The sequence below is a fragment of the Reyranella sp. genome (assembly GCF_965229815.1).
Taxonomy (GTDB): Bacteria; Pseudomonadota; Alphaproteobacteria; order Reyranellales; family Reyranellaceae; genus Reyranella.
The window spans coordinates 16136-36336 of sequence record NZ_CBDDJN010000006.1; the positions used below are offsets into that span (position 1 = coordinate 16136).

The 20201-nt window shown below is 69.2% G+C and carries 20 protein-coding genes; 4 read left to right on the forward strand and 16 right to left on the reverse strand.

All coding sequences use genetic code 11. The features are described from left to right. The 7 genes from rfbB to ACO073_RS11460 all read right to left on the reverse strand — a co-directional run bounded on the left by rfbB (position 1) and on the right by ACO073_RS11460 (position 8432). Positions 1-1056, reverse strand: coding sequence for a dTDP-glucose 4,6-dehydratase (rfbB, locus tag ACO073_RS11430; protein ID WP_421997507.1), 1056 nt, complete (start codon positions 1054-1056; stop codon positions 1-3). 140 nt (positions 1057-1196) lie between these two features. Beyond that, on the reverse strand, positions 1197-1964 hold the full coding sequence (locus ACO073_RS11435; protein ID WP_421997508.1) for an amino acid ABC transporter ATP-binding protein: 768 nt from the start codon (positions 1962-1964) through the stop codon (positions 1197-1199). A gap of 18 nt (positions 1965-1982) precedes the next feature. Next, on the reverse strand, positions 1983-3266 hold the full coding sequence (locus tag ACO073_RS11440) for an amino acid ABC transporter permease (RefSeq protein ID WP_421997510.1): 1284 nt from the start codon (positions 3264-3266) through the stop codon (positions 1983-1985). 3 nt (positions 3267-3269) lie between these two features. Then, positions 3270-4457: an amino acid ABC transporter permease gene (locus tag ACO073_RS11445; RefSeq protein WP_421997511.1), complete on the reverse strand. Its 1188-nt coding sequence runs from the start codon at positions 4455-4457 to the stop codon at positions 3270-3272. Positions 4458-4617: 160 nt separating this feature from the next. Continuing rightward, positions 4618-5649 (reverse strand): amino acid ABC transporter substrate-binding protein, encoded by a 1032-nt coding sequence (locus ACO073_RS11450; RefSeq protein ID WP_421997512.1) that lies wholly within the window; start codon positions 5647-5649, stop codon positions 4618-4620. A 187-nt stretch (positions 5650-5836) separates the two neighbouring features. After that, a complete protein-coding gene (locus ACO073_RS11455; protein WP_421997514.1) occupies positions 5837-6862 on the reverse strand; it encodes an amino acid ABC transporter substrate-binding protein in 1026 nt (341 codons plus the stop codon). A 145-nt stretch (positions 6863-7007) separates the two neighbouring features. Then, a complete protein-coding gene (locus ACO073_RS11460) occupies positions 7008-8432 on the reverse strand; it encodes a M23 family metallopeptidase (RefSeq protein ID WP_421997516.1) in 1425 nt (474 codons plus the stop codon). Between the two features lie 474 nt (positions 8433-8906). Between ACO073_RS11460 and ACO073_RS11465 the strand changes: the two genes are divergently transcribed. Further along, entirely contained in the window at positions 8907-9788 is an 882-nt protein-coding gene (locus ACO073_RS11465; RefSeq protein ID WP_421997517.1) for a pirin family protein, read from the forward strand. Here the strand turns inward: ACO073_RS11465 and ACO073_RS11470 are convergent. Genes ACO073_RS11470 through ACO073_RS11485 form a run of 4 tightly spaced genes read right to left on the reverse strand, consistent with a single transcriptional unit; the run spans position 9766 to position 14003 of the window. Continuing rightward, positions 9766-11316 carry a M81 family metallopeptidase gene (locus tag ACO073_RS11470; RefSeq protein ID WP_421997518.1) on the reverse strand — a complete coding sequence of 517 codons (1551 nt, stop codon included), beginning with the start codon at positions 11314-11316 and terminating at the stop codon, positions 9766-9768. The two genes, ACO073_RS11465 and ACO073_RS11470, sit on opposite strands and share 23 nt — an antisense overlap. Positions 11317-11344: 28 nt before the next feature. Continuing rightward, on the reverse strand, positions 11345-12178 hold the full coding sequence (locus tag ACO073_RS11475; protein ID WP_421997519.1) for an alpha/beta fold hydrolase: 834 nt from the start codon (positions 12176-12178) through the stop codon (positions 11345-11347). Continuing rightward, positions 12175-12969, reverse strand: coding sequence for an SDR family NAD(P)-dependent oxidoreductase (locus ACO073_RS11480; RefSeq protein ID WP_421997520.1), 795 nt, complete (start codon positions 12967-12969; stop codon positions 12175-12177). Before ACO073_RS11480 ends, ACO073_RS11475 begins: the two co-directional genes overlap by 4 nt. Further along, positions 12966-14003, reverse strand: a complete 1038-nt coding sequence (locus ACO073_RS11485; protein ID WP_421997521.1) for a 2Fe-2S iron-sulfur cluster-binding protein — start codon at positions 14001-14003, stop codon at positions 12966-12968. The genes ACO073_RS11480 and ACO073_RS11485 overlap by 4 nt, the downstream gene beginning before the upstream one ends. 58 nt (positions 14004-14061) lie before the next feature. Between ACO073_RS11485 and ACO073_RS11490 the strand changes: the two genes are divergently transcribed. After that, positions 14062-14550 (forward strand): MarR family winged helix-turn-helix transcriptional regulator, encoded by a 489-nt coding sequence (locus tag ACO073_RS11490; RefSeq protein ID WP_421997522.1) that lies wholly within the window; start codon positions 14062-14064, stop codon positions 14548-14550. A gap of 10 nt (positions 14551-14560) precedes the next feature. Beyond that, positions 14561-15028, forward strand: coding sequence for a PaaI family thioesterase (locus tag ACO073_RS11495; RefSeq protein WP_421997523.1), 468 nt, complete (start codon positions 14561-14563; stop codon positions 15026-15028). Between the two features lie 89 nt (positions 15029-15117). Here ACO073_RS11495 and ACO073_RS11500 read toward each other — a convergent pair whose 3' ends face one another. The 5 genes from ACO073_RS11500 to ACO073_RS11520 are packed head-to-tail and all read right to left on the reverse strand — an operon-like array spanning position 15118 to position 19617. Beyond that, a complete protein-coding gene (locus ACO073_RS11500; protein ID WP_421997524.1) occupies positions 15118-16005 on the reverse strand; it encodes a polysaccharide deacetylase family protein in 888 nt (295 codons plus the stop codon). Positions 16006-16009: 4 nt separating this feature from the next. Beyond that, on the reverse strand, positions 16010-16759 hold the full coding sequence (locus ACO073_RS11505; protein ID WP_421997525.1) for an aspartate/glutamate racemase family protein: 750 nt from the start codon (positions 16757-16759) through the stop codon (positions 16010-16012). A gap of 9 nt (positions 16760-16768) precedes the next feature. Next, positions 16769-18127 carry an amidohydrolase family protein gene (locus ACO073_RS11510; protein WP_421997526.1) on the reverse strand — a complete coding sequence of 453 codons (1359 nt, stop codon included), beginning with the start codon at positions 18125-18127 and terminating at the stop codon, positions 16769-16771. A 24-nt stretch (positions 18128-18151) separates the two neighbouring features. Then, on the reverse strand, positions 18152-18751 hold the full coding sequence (locus ACO073_RS11515) for a pyridoxamine 5'-phosphate oxidase family protein (RefSeq protein WP_421997527.1): 600 nt from the start codon (positions 18749-18751) through the stop codon (positions 18152-18154). Between the two features lie 2 nt (positions 18752-18753). Then, positions 18754-19617: an ATP-binding protein gene (locus ACO073_RS11520; RefSeq protein WP_421997528.1), complete on the reverse strand. Its 864-nt coding sequence runs from the start codon at positions 19615-19617 to the stop codon at positions 18754-18756. A gap of 156 nt (positions 19618-19773) precedes the next feature. Between ACO073_RS11520 and yajC the strand changes: the two genes are divergently transcribed. Next, positions 19774-20199 (forward strand): preprotein translocase subunit YajC, encoded by a 426-nt coding sequence (gene yajC, locus ACO073_RS11525; RefSeq protein ID WP_421997529.1) that lies wholly within the window; start codon positions 19774-19776, stop codon positions 20197-20199. Positions 20200-20201 lie beyond the last annotated feature (2 nt).

Genomic DNA, 20201 nt, shown 5'->3' on the forward strand with positions numbered 1-20201 from the left:
TCAGCCGGCGAGGCCCAGCCGCTCGCCGCGATAGGCGCCGCTCATCACGCGCTCCCACCAGCCGCGATTGTCGAGGTACCAGCGCACGGTCTGGCGCAGGCCGGATTCGAAATCGTGGCGCGGCCGCCAGCCCAGTTCGGTCGCGATCTTGGTGGCATCGATGGCGTAGCGGGCGTCGTGGCCCGGCCGGTCGGTGACGAACTCGATCAGGCGGTCGTGCGGCCGGTGCGGGCTGTCGGGCACCATCTCGTCGAGCAGGCCGCAGATGCCGCGGACCACGTCGATGTTCCGCCGCTCGCTGTCGCCGCCGACATTGTAGGTCTCGCCGGGCGTGCCGCGGCGCAGCACCAGCGTCAGCGCCTCGGCATGATCCTCGACGTGCAGCCAGTCGCGCACGTTCTCGCCCTTGCCGTAGACCGGCAGGCTCTGGCCCCGCAGGGCCCGGATGATGGTCAGCGGGATCAGCTTCTCGGGGAAGTGATAGGGCCCGTAATTGTTGGAGCAGTTGGTGGCGAGCGTCGGCAGTCCGTGCGTGTGGTGCCACGCCCGCACCAGATGGTCGGACCCCGCCTTGCTGGCGGCATAGGGCGAGTTGGGCGCGTAGGGGGTGGTCTCGCGGAACCGGCCGGTGGCGCCGAGCGAACCGAACACCTCGTCGGTCGAGATGTGCTGGAAGCGGAAGCGGCCGCGAGCCCCGGCGTCGAGGCCGCGCCAGTAGGCCAGTGCCGCCTCGAGGAGGGTGAAGGTGCCGACGACGTTTGTCTGGATGAAGGGCGCCGCGCCGTCGATCGAGCGGTCGACATGGCTCTCCGCCGCGAGGTGGAGGACGGCATCGGGGCGGAAGGCTCGGAAGACCTCGTCGATCCCTGCGCGGTCGACGATGTCGACCTTGTAGTGGGTGTGGCGGTTGCTGTCGCGCACCTCGGCCAGCGATTCGAGGTTGCCGGCATAGGTGAGCTTGTCGACGTTGGCCACCGTCCAGTCGGTGTCGCGGACGATGTGGCGGACGACGGCCGAGCCGATGAAGCCCGCGCCGCCCGTGACCAGGATTTTCATCGTGTCGTTCTAGTGGTTGCGATCGCGGAGGAGTAGTTCGTTGCTGTCACCCCGAGCGGAGCGAGGGGCCCTTGAGGTTGGAGCAAAGGTCCCTCGCTGCGCTCGGGATGACAGCTGGTCTGTACCGGGGAAAGCGCTTTTCAGTGATGCAGGATCTGGCCCAGGAACAGCTTGGTCCGCTCGTTGCGCGGATTGGCGAAGAAGGCCTCCGGCTCGTTCTGCTCGACGATCTCGCCGCGGTCCATGAAGATCACGCGGTCGGCGACGGCGCGGGCGAAGCCCATCTCGTGGGTGACGACGAGCATGGTCATGCCCTCGCCGGCCAGCTCGATCATGACGTCGAGCACCTCCTTCACCATCTCGGGGTCGAGCGCCGAGGTCGGCTCGTCGAACAGCATGATCTTCGGCCGCATGCAGAGCGCGCGGGCGATCGCCACGCGCTGCTGCTGGCCGCCCGAAAGCTGGCCCGGATACTTCAGCGCCTGCTCGGGGATGCGGACCCGCTTCAGCAGGCTCATCGCGATCTCCTCGGCCTCCTTCTTCGGGGTCTTCTTCACCCAGATCGGCGCCAGCGTCAGGTTGTCGAGGATGGTGAGGTGCGGAAAGAGGTTGAACGACTGGAACACCATGCCGACCTCGCGGCGGATGGCCTCGATGTTCTTGACGTCGTTGCTGAGCGTCACGCCGTCGACCACGATGTCGCCCGCCTGGTGCTCCTCCAGCCGGTTGATGCAGCGGATCAGTGTCGACTTGCCGGAACCCGAGGGGCCGCAGATGACGATCTTCTCGCCTTCCTTGACCTCGAGGTTGATGTCGGACAGCACGTGGAACTGTCCGAACCACTTGTTGACCCCGGTCAACGTGATGACCGAGGGGGCGCTCGACAGGTCGTGGGCGGTGACGGCCATTGTGTCCTATTTCCCCGCCTATCGGCGGGTCCCCTTGTTCAGCTCGATCTCGAGATACTTGGCGTAGCGGGACATCGAGTAGCAGAAGCAGAAATAGATGAAGGCGGCGAACAGGTAGACCTCGCCGGGATAGCCGGCCCACGACGGATCGACGAGCGCCTGGTTGGCGGTCCCGAGGAAGTCGAAGATGCCGATGATCAGCACCAGCGACGTATCCTTGAAGAAGCCGATGAAGGTGTTGATCAGCGGCGGGATGACCACGCGCAGCGCCTGCGGCAGGATGATGAGCGTGGTTTTCTGCACGTAGTTCAGGCCCATCGCGTCGGCGGCCTCGAACTGCCCCTTGGGCAGCGATTGCAGGCCGCCGCGGATGATCTCGGCGATGTAGGCGCCGGCGAACAGGATGACGGCGACCTGGGCGCGCAGGAACTTGTCGAAGGTGACGCCGGTCGGCAGGAACAGCGGCAGCATCACCGACGCCATGATCAGCAGGCTGATCAGCGGCACGCCGCGAATCAGCTCGATGAAGCCGACGCACAGGCCCTTGATCAGCGGCAGGTTGGAGCGTCGGCCGAGCGCCAGCAGGACGCCGTAGGGGAAAGCGAAGGCGAGCCCGTAGGTGGCCAGGATCATGGTGACGGGCAGGCCGCCCCACAGGCCGGTCTCGACGTAGCTGAACGGCGCGATCGGCAGCTTCCAGCCCGGCAGGAGGCCGGTCATACGCAGCACCAGGCCGACGACGCCGATGGCGACGAGTGCCCGATAGGCGTTGATCTCGGCCGGCGAGCCCAGCGTCTTGCGCGCCGACAACCCGACCGCGCCGACCGCCAGCGCCACGGCGAAGAACAGGCTGAGCGGGATGTGAAGCTGGCCGAACATCAGCAGGAAGGTGACGAACGAGCCGATGCCCCAGATGACGAACAGGCGCCACGGCCGCCACATGCGCCGGTCGGCGGTGGTGACCAGCATCGCCAACATGGTGGCGACGGCGAGCAGCGGCCGCCACTGCTCGTCGTAGGGGAAGGTGCCGAAGAAGATCAGCCGCAGCTTCTCGCGGATCAGCGCCCAGCAGGCGCCCTGGCCGCGGCATTCGCTGCCGGTCTGGGCCGTGATGTTGGCGGTGAACACCGCCCAGTCGAGGAACCACGCCAGGATCCAGCCGATGGCGGCGACCAGGACGATCGTCGTGATGCCGTTGGCCCAGCTGGAGAACAGGTGCTTGCGCATCCAGCCGAAGGCGCCGCTGTCGTCTCTGGGAGGGGCGAGCTGCTTGCGCTCGCCGACGGGCATGGCGTCGGTCATGGCTCAGCGCTCCCTCAGGGCGATACGCTTGTTGTACCAGTTCATGAAGGCCGAGATGGATAGGCTGACCGACAGGTAGGCGGCCATGATGATCAGGACGTTCTCGATCGCCTGGCCGGTCTGGTTGATGGTGACGTTGATCGAGGCGACCAGGTCGGGATAGCCGATGGCGATGGCCAGCGAGCTGTTCTTGGTGATGTTCAGATACTGGCTGGTCATCGGCGGCACGATCACGCGCAGCGCCTGCGGCAGCAGCACCAGCCGCATCGACTGGCCGCGGCTGAGGCCGAGCGCTGCAGCCGCCTCGCTCTGGCCCTTGTGCAGCGCCAGGATGCCGGAGCGCACGATCTCGGCGATGAAGGCCGAGGTGTAGACGACGAGGCCGACCAGCAGCGCGGTGAATTCCGGCTGGATGACCGTTCCGCCCTGGAAGTTGAAGCCCCTGAGAGCCGGCCAGCTCATGTGGTGCGGTGCTCCGCCCAGCAGCCAGACGATGGCCGGCAGGCCGACGATCAGGCCGAAGCCCGCCGAGATGGCGGGGAAGGGCTGGCCGGTGGCGTCCTGCCGTCGGCGCGCCCAGCGGTGGAGCCACCAGGCGGCGACGATGCCGACCAGGAACGCCACGCCCATCCACTGGTGGATCGGGTCGGCGAGCGGGACGGGAAAATAGACGCCGCGATTGGACAGGAAGATGCTGTTCCAGAAGTTGATCGCCTGGCGCGGGCCGGGAAAGGCCTCGCTGATCAGCTTGTAGAAGAGGAACAGCCACAGCAGCAGCGGCACGTTGCGGAAGGCCTCGACGTACCATTCGCAGATCTTGGACAGCAGCCAGTTGTTCGACAGGCGCCCGACGCCGAGCAGCGTTCCCAGCACGGTGGCCAGCAGGATGCCCAGCACCGACACTTTCAGCGTGTTGAGCAGTCCGACCAGGATGGCGCGGCCGTAGGTGCTGGCCGGCGAATAGGCGATCATCGTGTCGCCGATCTCGAAGCCGGCCTCGCGGTCGAGATAGTGGAAGCCGCTGGCGATCTTCTGGCGTTGCAGGTTTTCGACGGTGTTCGAGACGAGATACCAGGCGAGCAGCCCGACGAGGCCGACCACGACGATCTGGAAGACCCATCCCCGGATGACGGGATCGTTCCAGGGAGCGACCCTGGCGCGCGGGCCGGAACTCACTGCTTGAACGGCCATTCGATCTGTCCCCCTGGCAGACGCCGTTTCACCGCGTCCCTTCGCCGATCTTCATTGCGGGCAGTGTAGGTTGGAATCCCGCGCTTGCAACCGGACCAGCGCTCCCCGCGCTGGCCCGTCTCGTTTCGGGTCCCGCACCCTCGCGGGCCGCGGACGATCACTAGCGGATCGGCGGGGCGTACTGCAGGCCGCCCTTGGTCCACAGGTTGTTCAGGCCGCGGTCGATCTTGAGCGGCGAGCCCATCCCGACGTTGCGGTCGAAGCTTTCTCCGTAGTTACCGACCTGCTTGATGATGTTGTAGACCCACTTCTCGTCGACCCCGAGCGCCTTGCCCATGCCCGGCGTCACGCCGAGGATGCGCTTGATGGTGGGGTTGTCGCTCTTCAGCATCTCGTCGACGTTCTTCGACGTGATGCCGTTCTCCTCGGCCTCGACCATCGCGTACTGGGTCCAGCGCACGATGTCGGCGAACTGGTTGTCGCCGTGCCGGACGGCCGGCGCCAGCGGCTCCTTGGAGATGATCTCGGGCAGGATGACGAAGTCGTCCTGGGTGAGCGGCGCCGGCACGTTGGCGACCCGGACGGCGGCAAGGGCCGACGAATCGGTCGTGTAGACGTCGCAGCGTCCAGAGAAGAAGGCCGCGCGGATCTCGTCGGCCTTCTCGATGACGACCGGCTTGAAGTTCATCTTGTTGGCGCGGAAGTAGTCGGCGAGGTTCAGCTCGGTGGTGGTGCCCGGAGCCACGCAGACCGTGGCGCCGTCGAGCTCCTTGGCGCTCTTCACGCCGAGTTTCTTGGGCACCATGAAACCCTGGCCGTCGTAGTAGGTGACGGCCGTGAAGTCGAGGCCGAGCGCGGTGTCGCGGGTCAGCGTCAACGTCGTGTTGTTCGACAGCATGTCGACCTCGCCCGACTGCAGGGCGGTGAAGCGCTGCTGCGAGGTCAGCGGCACGTACTTGACCTTCTCGGCGTCGCCGAAAATGGTCGCCGCGACGGCGCGGCACACGTCGACGTCGAGGCCGACCCACTTGCCCTGGCTGTCGGCGAGCATGAAGCCGGCCGTGCCGGTGCCCACGCCGCAGATCAGGTTGCCGCGCGACTTGACGGCGTCGAGGATCTGGCCCGCTCCGGCGGTCCCGGACAGGACCATGGCGGCAAGGCCGGTTGCAGCGGCCATCGTGATATTGCGCATTGAAGCCCCTCTTATGTTTTCTCCCGGCACGAGTGTCAGGCTTGGAGGGCGTGCAAGCAACAGGCCAAATGGCAAACCGCCGCCCGTGGGGGCGGCGGTTTCCGTCCTGATTTCCTCCGGGGGAGACCCCGCGCCGGTCGTCCCGAGCCCGGATGACCGCGCGATCTTCCCCTCGGTCCGAGGCGCCTTACCGGATCGGCGGGGCGTACTGCAGGCCGCCCTTGGTCCACAGGTTGTTCAGGCCGCGGTCGATCTTGAGCGGCGAGCCCATCCCGACGTTGCGGTCGAACATCTCGCCGTAGTTACCGACCTGCTTGACGATGTTGTAGACCCACTTCTCGTCGACGCCGAGCGCCTTGCCCATGCCCGGCGTCACGCCGAGCACGCGCTTGATGGTGGGGTTGTCGCTCTTCAGCATCTCGTCGACGTTCTTGGAGTTGATGCCCAGCTCCTCGGCCTCGACCTGCGCGAAGAGCGCCCAGCGCACGATGTCGCCGAACTGGTTGTCGCCGTGGCGCACCACCGGGCCGAGCGGCTCCTTGGAGATGATCTCCGGCAGGATGACGTAATCGGACGGGTTCGGGGCATTCGCCGCGCGGGTCGAGTAGAGGCCCGAGGCATCCGTCGTGAAGACGTCGCAGCGGCCGGCGAAGAAGGCGGCGCGCACCTCCTCGACCTTCTCGATGACGACCGGCTTGAAGTTCATCTTGTTGGCGCGGAAGTAGTCGGCGAGGTTGAGCTCGGTGGTGGTGCCGGGCTGCACGCAGACCGTGGCGCCGTCGAGCTCCTTGGCACTCTTCACACCGAGCTTCTTGTTCACCATGAAGCCCTGGCCGTCGTAGTAGTTGACGCCCGTGAAGTCGAAGCCCAGCGCCGTGTCGCGGGTCAGCGTCCAGGTCGTGGTGCGGACCAGCAGGTCGACCTCGCCAGACTGCAGGGCGGTGAAGCGCTGCTGCGCGGTGGTCGGCACGAACTTGACCTTCTCGGCGTCGCCGAAGATCGTCGCCGCGACGGCGCGGCACACGTCGACGTCGATGCCGGTCCACTTGCCCTGGCTGTCGGCGCTGGCGAAGCCGGCGACGCCGGTGCTGACGCCGCAGATCAGGTTGCCGCGCGCCTTGATGGCGTCGAGATCCTTGCCGGCGAAGGCGGTGCCGGCGCCGCCGACGAGCGTCGCCGCGGCGACGCCGGCGGCCAGGTACTTGCTGAGCATTTCGTCTTTCCCTCTTGAGTTTCCGTGATCCCCGTCGGCCACCTGCGGACCAGCCGCGGCGACAATGGCGCAATTCCTAGGCGATCGGGCAGGAGGGTGCAACGGCACCCGCCCGGGGAACCGGCCCGATGATGGCCGCGACCTGCTAGAGGCGGTCGAGGCTCTGCGAGGCGAAGGGGTTGTGGCTCCAGGGCTCCGCGCCGTGCAGGCCGCGGAACTGGTCCTGGCGCGTATTGTCTTTGCCGCCCGCGGCGCGGCGCACGTCCTGCTGCCACTGCCGGTAGGAGACGAGGCTCTCGCCGACCAGCACGCTGTCGCCGCCCTTCTCGGAGATGTACTTGGCCGGATCGACGAACTGGCCGTTCACGATCACGGAAAAGTGCAGGTGCGGACCGGTCGAGCGGCCGGTGGAGCCGACGAAGCCGATGAGGTCTCCCTTGCGCACGCGGCTTCCCGGGCCCATCCCGTCGGCGAAGCGCGACATGTGGGCGTAGAGCGTCTCGAAATTGTCGGCGTGGCTGATCTTCACGGTCCGGCCGTACTGGAAGTACCAGCCCTGATGGTTGATCATGCCGTCGGCGGCCGCGTAGATCGCGTCGCCGGTCTTGCCTTCGAAGTCGATGCCGTTGTGGAAGCCGCCGCCGCTCTTGCGGCCGTAGTAGCGGCGGGTGCCGAACGGCGAGGAAATCCGGGAATGGGGGCGCGGCTCCGCCAGGGCGCTGCCGCCCAGACGGCGACCGTGCTGGTCGAACCAGCCCTCGGGCTGGTTGGGCGGCGCGAACCACCAGAAGGTCTGCTTGGACGGGCCGTCGCCGAGGCTGGCGACCAGCAGGCGCGGCGCCCCGTCCGACGTACGGCCCTTCCACACGTCGACCTTGGCGGCGTTGGGCGCGAAGCCCGAGAGGGCCTGGGCCAGCTCCTTCAGGGTCGCGCTGCTGGCGCCGGTCGAGGCGAGGGTCGAGGCGAGCCCGGTCGTGGTGGTGCCCTTCACGAGGCTCACCGAGCCGGCGACGATCGTGCGCGCGCCGGCGCTGGCCGGCGCCGCCGTCGCCCCCGGCATGCTGGAGGTGCGCTCGTCCTCGGACTCGGTCGAGTTGGGCGCCAGCTTGAAGCCGTAGCTGCCGTCGGCACCGCGATGGAGATCGACGGCCAGCGACTTGGCGGAATAGATTTGCAGGGAGACGAGGCGCTTGGGCTGGCCGGCGCCCTGGGCGAGCAGGACGGCCCTCCCGGAGGACGCCGTCTTGGTGTCCATCTGGGCCATTGCCTTGCCGACGGCATCCGCCGCGGACTGCGCGTCGGCGGGATCGATGTTCATGGCGGACAGCTGGCCGGCGACCGAACCGTCGGCGGCGATCGAGAAGGGGCGGATGTCTTCGACCGGCGCGCTCGGCGCCGGCTGTGCGCGGGAGGAGGACTTGAGGTGGTGCTTGCTGGGCGCCTTGACCTGGGCCATCGACCCGGCGGCGCACACGAACTGAAGGGCGGAAAGTGCGAAGGTGGTGGCTAGAAGGCTCGGGACGATTCGCCAGCGCGGGGCGCGGTGGTCTTGCGTCGTCGTGAACGCCATCGGCCTCTCCCGTTCATTGAACTCGGCTACTCTTCTTCGTCATGAGGCCAATTGCGAACTCACCGACCCCCCGGTCGGCGCCCCCCGCTTTTGCCCTGCTGCGGGCGATACTGGCGACGGATAATCCACAAGTCCATAAAAAGTTGCAAAAATGCAACACCCGTGAAAGTGGCTTGAAATCTGCGTTCTGAAAGGCTTTGGCGATCCCGGCGCCGCGATTCCGGGGCGCCGGAGAAAGCCCTGAACGCCGGGCAACCGAGGCGATTCCGATGGTGCGAAGCAGTCGCGAAAACCGCCTTTCGAATCGGCAGGCGAAAGAGCGCCGCTGCTCGCTGGGCGCGTATGGCGGAACGTCGCAGGCGGTGAGAGGCTCGCGGAAGGCGGACGACGGTCCGTCTCCAGGGCTTCGGCCGTCGTGGCACTCGGGGCGCGGCATCGGCATGATGCGCTCCGGTAAGGTGCGTGAGGGGTGGCATGGTCGATCCGATTGAGCTTCTGGTGCAGGGCCGTGCCCACGAGCTCGGGCCGGGCTTTCCGGTCCGGCGCGTCCTGCCCAGCGTCAAGCGGCGCATGGTCGGGCCCTTCATCTTCCTCGACCATTTCGGCCCCATGACCGTGGCGCCGGGCGGCGACGGCATGGAGGTGCGGCCCCATCCCCACATCGGGCTCGCCACCGTGACCTACCTGTTCGAGGGCGGCATCTTCCACCGAGACAGTCTCGGCTACGCGCAGGCCATCCGGCCGGGCGACGTGAACTGGATGACGGCCGGCAGCGGCATCGCCCACAGCGAGCGCACCGAGCCGGAGATGCGCCGCACCGGCTTCCGCATGCACGGCATCCAGACCTGGGTGGCGCTGCCGCGCAGCCACGAGGAGACGGCGCCGTCGTTCGAGCATGTCGAGGCGCCGCGTCTGCCCGCCTGGCAGGAGGGTGGTGCGGCCTTGCGCCTGATCGTCGGCACCTATGGCGGGCGCACGGCGCCGACCACGCACTTCTCGCCGATCTTCTATGTCGCCGTCGAAGCGCCGGCCGCCGCCAAGCTCGCCATCCCGGCCGAGCATGCCGAGCGGGCGATCTACGTCGCCGATGGCGCCGCGGCGCTGGGCGACCGCCTGCTCACCGTGGGCGACCTGGCCGTCCTGCAGGCGGGGCAGCCGGTCGAGATCCTGGCCGGCGCCGACGGCGCCAAGCTGATGCTGCTGGGCGGGGCGCCGATCGACGGGCCGCGCCACATCTGGTGGAACTTCGTGTCGTCCGATCAGGCCCGTATCGATCGGGCCAAGGCCGACTGGCGCGACGGCCGCTTCGCCAGGGTGCCGGGCGACCCGGAATTCATTCCCCTGCCGGAGCGCTGATCGCCGGTGGCGACCAGCGCGTGTCCTCGTCGAGCGGGTAGACGGGCCGCGGCAACTGCGTCCAGGTGAAGTTGGCCAGCAGCGGCGAGGTCAGCCCGGGGCAGTCGACCTCGTAGATCTGGCCCGGCGCGAAGAACTCGTCGAAGCCGCCGCGGAAATGGCCGCGGCTCTTCACGACAACGACGCGGGCCTCGGCGATGTCGAGGCCGAACATCTCGAACTGCATCGGGTCCATGCACTGGCATCGGTTGCTGATCACGACGAGCTGGATGCCGCCCATGTCGAGCAGGGCGGACGGGCCCATGTCGGCCGAGACGTTCCTGAGCACGCCGCGGCGGCCGACATAGCGGCCGTCGGAGAGCTTCGCGACCCGGACCTCGCAGTCGTAGGGCAGGGAGAATTCCTGGTGGTCCTGCGAGTTGAAGGAGGCGGTGAAGGTCGCGCCCTCGCCCAGCGCATGTGCCCTGGCCGCGACGGCGGCATCGTTGAAGACGCCGAAGATCACGTGCTGGGCGCCCGCCGCCTTCAGCGCGCGCAGCAGGTAGGTGGTGTTGCCGCGCCCGCCGCCGCCCGGATTGTCGGCGACGTCGGCCAGGACGATCGCCTTGCGGCGACGGTCGCGGCCGACCGAGACGGCAAGCTGCACCGCGTCGGCCAGCGAGGTCATCTCGCGCTTGAAGCGCTCCTTCATGCCCCAGGCGCGCTCGGCGATGTCGAGCGCCAGCGCCGCGGCCGCCGCGCGGTTGCCGTTGCGCGCCGTGACGACCGCCGTCAGTCCGTTCTTCGGGCTGTCGCTGTAGGCGAAGCCCGCCATGACCGAGACGTTCATGATGTCGCCGCCGACGCGCGTCTGGCCGTACCTGATCAGGTCGGCATAGGGGCCCTTCGCCGTCAGCAGCGAGATCTGCGGCGGCACCAGCGGCAGCTTCACCATCTCGACCGCCGTGCGGGCGCCGGCCAGGCATTCGCGCATGTGCCGCCCCGCCTCGATGCCGCGCTCGTGGATGTCGATGTGGGGATTCTCGAGATAGCCGACGAACACCGACAGGTTGTCGGTCATGCGGCGCGAGACGTTGGCGTGCAGGTCGAAGGTCGACACGACGGGCACGTCGGGGCCGACGATGCGGCGGATCAGGTCGAACAGGTCGCCGTCGGCATCGTCGGTGCCCTGGGCCAGGGCGGCGCCGTGGGCCGAGACGAAGACGGCGTCGAGCGGCAGCGCCGCCTTCAGCCCGGTCTCGATCTCTCCCAGGAACGCGTTGAAGAAGCCTTCCTCGACCGGGCCGCCCGGTTGCGCCTGGGACACGCGCAACGGCACCGGCGTCCAGGTGCCCGTGCGATCCATCTCGGCGAAGAAGCCGGGCAGGTCGGGCAGGGTGATCGAGGCCGGCGAGCGGCATTCGCTCACGATCTGGTTGCCGCGGATGTCGACGTCGGTCTCGAAGTCGGCGGCCGTGGTGACGGGCGAGAAGCGGTTGCACTCGATCGCGAAGCTGAGAACGGCAACCCGCGGATTGTCCTTGGACACGTCTCCTCCTGGCTGCGGCCGGAACGGTCTAGCCGCGCGCTGCGAGGAACTCCTCGACAAGCCGGTTGAAGGTAGCGGCGTCCTCGAAATATGGCGAGTGGCCGGCCTGGGGAAGGAGATGGGCCTGGCCGCAGGGCAGGCTTGCCGCGATGGCGGTTGCCAGGAAGGGCGGGAAGACGATGTCGCGGCCGCCGGCGATCAGCAGCGTGGGGACGCTGAACTCGGCGAGGTCGGCGAGACGCCGCCGCGCCGTGCGCCGCAGGCCCTGGCGCAGCTTATCCTTGTCCAGGGCGCCGGCCATGGCATCGATGCCGGCATAGAGCTGGTGCAGGGCGGGCGAGCGCGCCGCCGCGTCGCGGCCCATCGCCGGATGGATGCCGTCGGCGAGGCCGGCGGCGGCCTCCGCCTCCGCGGCCTTCGCCCAGGCATCGTAGGCGCTGCCGCCCGAGGGATCGCAGCCGCGCCGGTCGAGCGTGCCCGAGGTCGAGCTCAGCACCAGCGCCTCGACCCGGTCGCGATGGGCGAGGGCGTATTCGAGCATCGTCCAGCCGCCCATCGACTGGCCGATCAGGCGAACCTCGTCGAGGCCGAGATGGTCGATCAGGGCGGCGAGGTCGCCGGCATAGTCCGCCGGATCGGGACCGCCCGGGATGGCGGTCGAGGGCGCGAAGCCGCGATGGGCGAAGGCGACGCAGGTGTGGCGCGGCGCGAAATGAGCGACCTGCTGCCACCAGCTCAGATGGTTGCCGCCCAGCCCGTGGGCGAAGACCAGCGCCGGCCCGCTGCCGGTGACTTCGTAATAGAGCGTGCCGAAGGGACGATCGAGCCGGCCGGTGCGGCGCGGCGGGGCGACGTAGGTCATGGATGGGTCCGGGCAAGAAGAGTGGCTAGATCGTCGGCCAGCGCGGCCGGGGTGGCAACATCCAGCCGGGCGCGCACGGAAGAGGAGGTGTCGAGCACCTCGACCGCATCGCCGCGCACCGCGAGGACCTGGCCGCTGACCGCCCGGGCGGCCGGCGTGCAGAGCGCCGCGACGAGACCGGCCGTTGGCGTCGCGTCGTCGCCGCTGGCCGGCCGCAGGACGGCGTTGACCGTCGTTCCCGCAGGCGCGAGTTCGTCTGCGGCAGCGCGCATCAGCGCCAGCAGACCGGCGTCGGTCGCAGCGGTAGCCGCCTGGCCGTCGTGGTAGTCGGCGTCGGCCGAGGAAGAGATGAACACGACACGGCCACGCCCGTCGCGCGCTGCGAGGGAAGGCGCCGCCGCGGCCAGGAGGTGGAAGGCGGCGGACAGGTTGGTGTGCAGCACGGCCTCCCAGTCGCCCGGCTCTGCGCGGCCGATGCGAACGTCGCGACGGATGGTGGCCGCATGGATCAGCAGATCGAGCCCACCGAACGCCCTCACCGTGCGGTCGACCAGCTGCCTTGCGGCGCCCGGCGAGGCGACGCTGTCGGCGAACGCGACCGCCTCGCGGCCGAGGGCGGCGGCGACCGCGGGCGCGACGGTCGGATCGGCGCCCATCCCGGCCTCGGACGTTCCGCTGTCGGCCACGACGACGCGCGCGCCTTCGGCGATCAGCCGGCCGGCGATCGCGCGCCCGATGCCGCTCCCGGCGCCGACGACGATCGCGATGCGGCCATCCAGGAGCGCCGTCACATGTCGGCTCCCGTCTTGCGTCCCGCCGCCGCCATCTCGGCCGCCGTGTAGAAGGCATCGGCATGGATGTCGCCCTGGCGCAGGCCGCGCTGCTCGAGCAGGCGGGCGGTCGCCTCGACCATGGGAGGGGGACCGGCAAGATAGGCCTTGCAACCGTCGAACGTCGCGAAGTCGGCCGCCAGCGCCTCGTGCACAAGCCCGCTCCTCGACCCCGCCGACGCGCCCTCGCTCACGACCGGCACGAAATGGAGGTTCGCATGGCGCCGCGCCAGGGCGGCGAAATGGTCGTGCAGGTAGAGGTCGCGCGGCTCGCGGACGCCGAAATAGAAGTGGATCGGCTGCGGCAGGCCCTTCTGCAGCGCGCGCTCGACGATCGCCTTGATCGGCGCCATGCCCGAGCCGCCGGCCACGGCGATGATGGGGCCGCGATGGGATTCGCGCAGGTAGGCAGGGCCGAACGGCCCCTCGACGGACACCGGGTCGCCCAGGGCCAGCCGGCCGAAGACGTGGGGCGAGGTGGCGCCGCTCGCGGTGCGCCGCACGTGGAACTCGAGCACGGGATCGCCGGGCGGGTTGGCCATGGAATAGTCGCGCGGCGGGCAGGTTTCGAAGGTAACGGAAGCGAACTGGCCGGCCGAGAAGTCGAAAGGTCCGCCGGCTTCCACCGAAAGCCGCACGCGCTTGATGTCGTGCGTGGCGTCCTCGAGCCCGACCACGCGGCACTCGAGTCGGCGGCGGGGATGGGTGACGAGGTCGTCCTCCTCCACCCAGGCGACTTCGCAATCCTCGCGCGGACGGGCGCGGCAGGCGAGGATGAGGCCGCGGGCGCGCTCGGCGTCGGAGAGTGCGAACTCCGAGTAGGCCGCGAGGCCGACCGCGCCCCGCACCAGCACCGACTTGCAGGCGCCGCAGTTGCCCGACTGGCAGCCGAACGGGTAGTCGATGCCGGCGTCGAGCGCAGCCTCGAGGATGGTGGCGCCGCCCAGGACGTCGACGGTGCGTTCGGCCTGTACGACGCGGACTTTGAAACTCATACGGGCGTCCCGCACAATTTGTTTGATCGCCAAACAATCGGCGTTTACCACTGGCAGCATGGGCCGTCCACCGGACAGAGGGAGCGACAGCGCCGACAGACGTCGGCTCGACCACGGCCTTCTGCCGTCGCTGCTGGGCTACGTGCTGCAGCGCGCCCAGACCTCGGTGTTCGCCGACTTCTCCGCAACCTTCGCCCGCGCCGGCGAGGCGGTGACGCCGGGCGAATTCGGCTTGCTCGTGCTGGTCGACCGCAATGCCGGCATCAGCCAGACCCGCCTGGCCGGCGCGCTGGGCATCGACCGCTCGACCCTGGTGCCGATCCTCGACCGGCTGCAGGACCGTGGCCTGCTGGCGCGCAACCGCTCGCCGACCGACGGCCGCACGCACGCGCTGGCGCTGACGGCGGCCGGCAGGAAGGCGCTGGCACGCTTCTCGCGCCTGGTGCGCGGCCACGAGAAGCGGGTCGCGTCCGGGCTTTCGGCGGACGAAACGCGGACGCTGATCGCGCTGCTCGACAAGGTGCACCGGGCGGCGCGTTCGCTATAGTCCGCCGCCCATGAGCACGACCCATCCCGACTTCGCCGGCATCGACGTCGCCTCGCTCGACGATGCGGCGGCGCTGCGCATCCTCAAGGCCAATGCCGCCGGCCCGACCCGCGTCCTGAACGGCGAGATCCAGGACATCGATTCCCGGCGCGGCACCTGCCGCTACCGGTTCGAGATCGTTCCCGAGTTCTGCCATTCGCAGGGCCGCATCTGCCAGGGCGGGTTCCTGACCGGCATGGTCGACGTCGCGATGGCCAACGCCGCCATGGCCAGAAGCGGCTTCACCGTCGCGGTGCCCACGCTCGAGCTCAAGATCAGCTTCCTGGAAGCGGTCGGTCCCGGCATCGTCGTCGCCGAGGGGCGCGTGCTGCGCTGGGGCGGCTCGGTCGGTTTCCTCGACGGCGACATCCGCGACGCCGAGGGCCGGCTGGTGGTGCACGCGACCTCGACCATCAAGATCGTCCGGCCGAGGAAGTAGCAACCACTGTCACCCCGAGCGAAGCGAGGGGCCTTTCCCGTTGCCTTGAAGGTCCCTCGCTCCGTTCGGGATGACAGTCGCCTCGGGGCCTAGCCGAACCTCTCGATCCAGTGCTCGGCGATCTGGCGGCGGGTCGCGAACCAGGCGCCGCCCTTGCCCTTCATGTGCGAGACGATGCGGTCGAGGGCGGCGATGCGGCCGGGCCGGCCGATCATGCGCAGGTGCAGGCCGATCGACATCATCTTCGGCGTGCGGGCGCCTTCCTCCCACAGCGTGTCGAAGGCCTCGGTCGTGTAGTCGGCGAAGTCGCGCGCCGTCACGAAGCGGTGGAAGCCCTGGTGATAGTGCATGTCGTTGGTGTCGAAACTGTAGGGCAGCACGACATGGCGGCGGCCGGCGATCTCGACGAAGAACGGCAGGTCGTCGGAATAGTCGTCGCTGTCGTAGAGGAAGCCGCCGTCCTCGACCAGCAGGCGGCGCGTGTTGGGCGACGGCGCCGAACGCGTGTGCCAGCCCACCGGCCGCTGGCCGGCGATCCCGGTCAGCACCTCGACGGTGCGGGCGATCGCCCGGCGCTCGTCGGCCTCCGCCATGTGGGCATGTCGTTCCCAGCGCCAGCCGTGGCAGGCGATCTCGTGGCCGCGCGCCACCGCGTCCTCGATCAGCCAGGGCGACAGCGCCGCCGCCTGGCCGCAGGCGCTGACCGTGGCGGCCACACCCTGCCGCTGCAGGGAGTCGGCCACGCGCCACCAGCCCGCCTTGGTGCCGTACTCGAAGTGCGATTCCATGCAGCGGTCGGGAACGCCCGTGATTTCGTCGGTGACCTCGTAGACCTTCTCGTTCGAGGCGTCGCCGGCCGACAGCGACATCTCGGCGCCTTCCTCGAAATTGATGACGAACGAGACGGCGACGCGCGCGCCGTCCGGCCAGCCTGCGTCGGGCGGAGTGCGGCCGTAGCCCTTGAGGTCGCGGCTCACCGTGTCACGCGTCCCGGTGGCCGATCACGGCGGCCAGACTGGCGGACAGGCCCTTGGAGTCCTTGGCGTCGGGGCGGCGGTAGGTGCCGACCGTGGCCTTGCGCGGCTGCATGCGCACCAGCCCCTCGGCCATCACCACGGCGGCCTGGATGCCGTCGACCAGCGGCACCGGCACGCGTTCTCGGATCTTGTTGGCGAGGCCCGCCAGCGGCGCGCCGGCGAGGATGATCACGTCGGCGGCGTCGTTCTTCACCGTGCGCAGCGCGAGGTCGACCAGCACCGACTCCTTCTCGTCCTGCACCGCGTCGATCGAGGTGAAGCCCTCGTCGAGCATGCGGATGGCGGCGCAGCGCTCGGTCATGCCGTGCCAGGCCACGATCTCGGCGAACCACGGCTCGAGCGAGCGCGAGAAGCTCACGATGCCGAAGCGGCGGCCGAGCGTGCAGGCCATCAGCATCGCCGCCTCGGCCATGCCGACGACGGGGAAGTCGAACAGCTCGCGGGCACCGCCCAGGCCCGGGTCGCCGAACGCCGCGACGATGGCGGCGTCCATCGTGCCCCGCCGCTCGGCCAGCATGTCGAGGGCGGCGGCTGCGCCGATCGCGGCCTCGGCGCGGGTGGCAATGTAGGGCACGCCATAGGCGGCCGTCATCGGCTGCAGCTCGGTGCCGGGGCTGGCAACCAGCTTGCCGGAGGCGACCAGCCGCTCGGTGACGCCGGTCGAGGTGTTGGGATTGGCGACGAGAATCTTCATGAGGGAATCCTATCCGATCGGGTGGCGGCCGGCGCGTTGCCACAGGCGGTTGGCGACGGCCTGGGCGCGCGCGACGATGGCATCGCCGTCGGCCAGCGCGAGCCGGCCGCCGGCCAGCACGACGCGGCCGTCGACGATCACCGTGTCGACGTCGTGTCCGGACGCGCCGTGGACCAGCAGCCCATAGCCGTCGACCAGCGGCGCCAGCGACGGCGAGGTGCGGTCGAGCAGCACGATGTCGGCACGCTTGCCGATTTCGAGCGAGCCCACCGCGTCGCCGAGACCGAGCGCGGCGGCGCCCGCTGCCGTGGCCCAGCCGAGCACGGTGCGGGCATCGAGCACGTGGCCCTGGCGGTGGATGCGCTGCATGGACAGTGCCCAGCGCATCGCCTCGACGAGGTCGCCGGAGAAGGTGTCGGTGCAGAGCGCGATGCGCGCGCCGGCCTCGGCGAGCTCGACGATCGGCGCGATGCGCCCGCCCTTGGCGTTGCCGATCGGCGCATGCGCCACCGTCATGCCCGAGCGGCCGCACAGCGCGATGTCGTCGTGCTCGAGATGGATGCAGTGGGCGGCGATCAGGCGCCGGTCGAGCAGGCCCAGCCGATCCATGAGCTGCGGCGGGGTGAGGCCGCTGCGCGCCTTCACGGCCTCGACCTCGTTGGGGAGCTGCGACAGGTGGGTGTGGATGTTGCCGCCATGCGCTTCGACCAGCTTCGCGACCTCGCGCAGCAGGTCGTCGGAGCAGGTGTCGGGCGCGTGCGGCGCCCAATCGCAGCGGATGCGGCCGCCGTCGTGGCCGTTCCAGCGCTCGATCAGGGCGGCGTTCTCGGCGAGGCTCGCTTCGCCGATGCGCGTCAGGTGCTCGTAGCGCCCGGTCGCCAGCGCCGCGGGGTCGGCGTCGTGCACGCGGCCGGCGATCACCGCGCGCACGCCGAGCTCGGCGGCGGCACGCGCCAATGACTGGGGATAGCGGTAGAAGTCGACCACCGTCGTGCAGCCCGAGCGCAGCACCTCGTAGAGGCCGAGGCAGGACAGCGCGTGGGCGTCGTCCTCGCTCAGCCAGTGGCCCTGCGGAATGCCCGGCGTGTACATCGGCGCGAGGCCGACATCCTCGATCATGCCGCGCGTGATCATGAGCGGCGTGTGGTTGTGCACGTTGACCAGGCCGGGCAGGGCGAGCCGGTTGCGGCCATCGATGCGTGCCGCCGGAGTCCAGCGCGCGGCGACGTCGCGGGCCGGCCCGATGTCGACGATGCGGCGGTCGCGGATGGCGATGGCGCCGGAGGAGAGGATCCGGTCCTCGCCGTCGAGGGTGAGGATCAGCGTGTCGTCGACCAGCAGGTCGCAAGGGTCGGGGGTGTCGGTCATGTCTTCGGTCGGCGGCAGCAAGGACTATGCCGCGGGTCCGGCCTTGAGCCGCGCCACTTCCTCCTCGAGCTCGCGGATGCGGCGGGCGAGCTGGTCGACGGCGGGTGCGACCTCGGCCTCGGTGTATCGCGGCACGATGTGCTGCTGGCAGTTCACGTCCCACACGTCGAGCGTGAAGGCGATCGCGCGCTGCGGCCGGGCGCGATAGGCCGGGTCGACCAGCCGCTCCATCAGGGCGGGATCGTCCTCGATCACCCGCGCGCGGCCCCACAGCTTGACGCGCTGGCGGGTGGCGAAGTGCAGGATGAAGAGGTGGGCGCGGTCGTTCTCCTTGAGATGACCGAGCGTTATGTACTGCCGGTTGCCGGCGAAGTCCGCGAAGGCCAGCGTGTTGCTGCCGATCGCCTTCAGGAAGCCCGGCGGCCCGCCGCGGTGCTGGATATAGGGCTGGCCGTCGGCGCTGGCGGTGCCCAGGAAGAACGTGTCGACGACCGAAAGGAACTGGCGCAGATCGTCGGTGATCTCGGTCTTCCAGTCGCGGTCCTCGAACATCGCCCGCGACCCCAGACGCGCCTGCTCCGCCTTGACGGCGGGCGAGAACATCACGTCTTCGGGGTCGGCCATGGCTACTCCAGCTTCTTGCCGAGCTGGCCTGCCACTTCCTGGATGAACTGCCAGGCGACGCGGCCCGAGCGCGAGCCGCGCGTGACCGACCATTCGATCGCCTGCTTGCGCAGGCTGTCGGTGGGCACGTCGAGGCCGTAGCGGCTGGCATAGGCCTCGATCATGGCGAAGAAAGTGTCCTGGTCGGCATTGTGGAAACCCAGCCACAGGCCGAAGCGGTCGCTGAGCGACACCTTCTCCTCGACCGCCTCCGAGGGATTGATGGCCGTCGAGCGCTCGTTCTCGATCATGTCGCGCGGCATCAGGTGGCGGCGGTTGGAGGTCGCGTAGAACACGACGTTCTCGGGCCGGCCCTCGATGCCGCCTTCCAGCACCGCCTTGAGCGACTTGTAGGCGGCATCCTGGCCGTCGAAGGACAGGTCGTCGCAGAAGACGACGAAGCGGCGCGGCGAGGTCCGGATCATCGCCAGTAGGGCGGGCAGGGACGGGATGTCCTCGCGATGGATCTCGACCAGGGCGAGCGGGCCGGGCGGACCGCCCATCTCCCGGTTCACGTGGGCGTGAACGGCCTTCACGATCGAGCTCTTTCCGGCGCCGCGCGAGCCCCACAGCAGGGCGTTGTTGGCCGGAAGGCCCTGCGCGAAGCGCCGCGTGTTCTCCAGCAGCGTCTCTTTCTGCCGGTCGATGCCCTTCAGGAGATCGAGCTCGACGCGGTTGACGCGGGGAACCGCCTCCAGCCGATGGCCCGACGCGTGCCAGACATAGGCCTCGAACCCCTCGATGTCGGCGGTGGCGGCGGCCGGCGGGGCGAGCCGGTCGAGCGCTTCGGCAATGCGTGAAATCGTGGCTTTAAGGTCTTGATCCATCGTGTCGGGCGGCGTCAAAAGGGAGCGACCATACGCTCCTGCCCTTGCGTTGCAAAGCGGGGGGAGACCGCTATAGTCCGCGCGCTTTTTCGGCAGGCACCGGGCTGCGGGGCCGCCGGGCAGGCCGCCGGAATTTTCGAAGGATCGGAGCGGAAGATGTTCATTTCCCAGGCATGGGCGCAGTCGGGCGGCGCGGGTGGTGGCGATTTCCTCGTCCAGCTGTTCCCGCTCATCCTCATCTTCGTCGTTTTCTATTTCCTGCTGATCCGCCCGCAGCAGGCCAAGGTGAAGGCGCAGCGCGAGATGCTGGCCGGCGTCAAGCGCGGCGACCGGATCGTCACCGGCGGCGGCATCATCGGGCTGGTGACCAAGGTGATCTCCGACGACGAGATCCAGGTCGAGCTGGCCGAGGGCATGCGGGTGCGCATCCTCAAGCAGACCATCTCCAGCATCCTGGCCCGCGGCGAATCGGTGCGCGGCCCCAAGGAGGGCGAGGAGGACCTGAAGCCGATGCTGCCGCCGCCGGCGCCGGCCCCCGAGCGGAAGAGCCTTCTGGGCAGCCTGTTCGGCGGCAAGAAGTAGCC

Bases quoted from the DNA above. Each gene is read 5' to 3' on its own strand.
- rfbB (WP_421997507.1), bottom strand. From the start codon at position 1,056: ATGAAAATCCTGGTCACGGGCGGCGCGGGCTTCATCGGCTCGGCCGTC.
- ACO073_RS11435 (WP_421997508.1), bottom strand. From the start codon at position 1,964: ATGGCCGTCACCGCCCACGACCTGTCGAGCGCCCCCTCGGTCATCACG.
- ACO073_RS11440 (WP_421997510.1), bottom strand. From the start codon at position 3,266: ATGACCGACGCCATGCCCGTCGGCGAGCGCAAGCAGCTCGCCCCTCCC.
- ACO073_RS11445 (WP_421997511.1), bottom strand. From the start codon at position 4,457: ATGGCCGTTCAAGCAGTGAGTTCCGGCCCGCGCGCCAGGGTCGCTCCC.
- ACO073_RS11450 (WP_421997512.1), bottom strand. From the start codon at position 5,649: ATGCGCAATATCACGATGGCCGCTGCAACCGGCCTTGCCGCCATGGTC.
- ACO073_RS11455 (WP_421997514.1), bottom strand. From the start codon at position 6,862: ATGCTCAGCAAGTACCTGGCCGCCGGCGTCGCCGCGGCGACGCTCGTC.
- ACO073_RS11460 (WP_421997516.1), bottom strand. From the start codon at position 8,432: ATGGCGTTCACGACGACGCAAGACCACCGCGCCCCGCGCTGGCGAATC.
- ACO073_RS11465 (WP_421997517.1), top strand. From the start codon at position 8,907: ATGGTCGATCCGATTGAGCTTCTGGTGCAGGGCCGTGCCCACGAGCTC.
- ACO073_RS11475 (WP_421997519.1), bottom strand. From the start codon at position 12,178: ATGACCTACGTCGCCCCGCCGCGCCGCACCGGCCGGCTCGATCGTCCC.
- ACO073_RS11485 (WP_421997521.1), bottom strand. From the start codon at position 14,003: ATGAGTTTCAAAGTCCGCGTCGTACAGGCCGAACGCACCGTCGACGTC.
- ACO073_RS11490 (WP_421997522.1), top strand. From the start codon at position 14,062: ATGGGCCGTCCACCGGACAGAGGGAGCGACAGCGCCGACAGACGTCGG.
- ACO073_RS11495 (WP_421997523.1), top strand. From the start codon at position 14,561: ATGAGCACGACCCATCCCGACTTCGCCGGCATCGACGTCGCCTCGCTC.
- ACO073_RS11505 (WP_421997525.1), bottom strand. From the start codon at position 16,759: ATGAAGATTCTCGTCGCCAATCCCAACACCTCGACCGGCGTCACCGAG.
- ACO073_RS11510 (WP_421997526.1), bottom strand. From the start codon at position 18,127: ATGACCGACACCCCCGACCCTTGCGACCTGCTGGTCGACGACACGCTG.
- ACO073_RS11515 (WP_421997527.1), bottom strand. From the start codon at position 18,751: ATGGCCGACCCCGAAGACGTGATGTTCTCGCCCGCCGTCAAGGCGGAG.
- ACO073_RS11520 (WP_421997528.1), bottom strand. From the start codon at position 19,617: ATGGATCAAGACCTTAAAGCCACGATTTCACGCATTGCCGAAGCGCTC.
- yajC (WP_421997529.1), top strand. From the start codon at position 19,774: ATGTTCATTTCCCAGGCATGGGCGCAGTCGGGCGGCGCGGGTGGTGGC.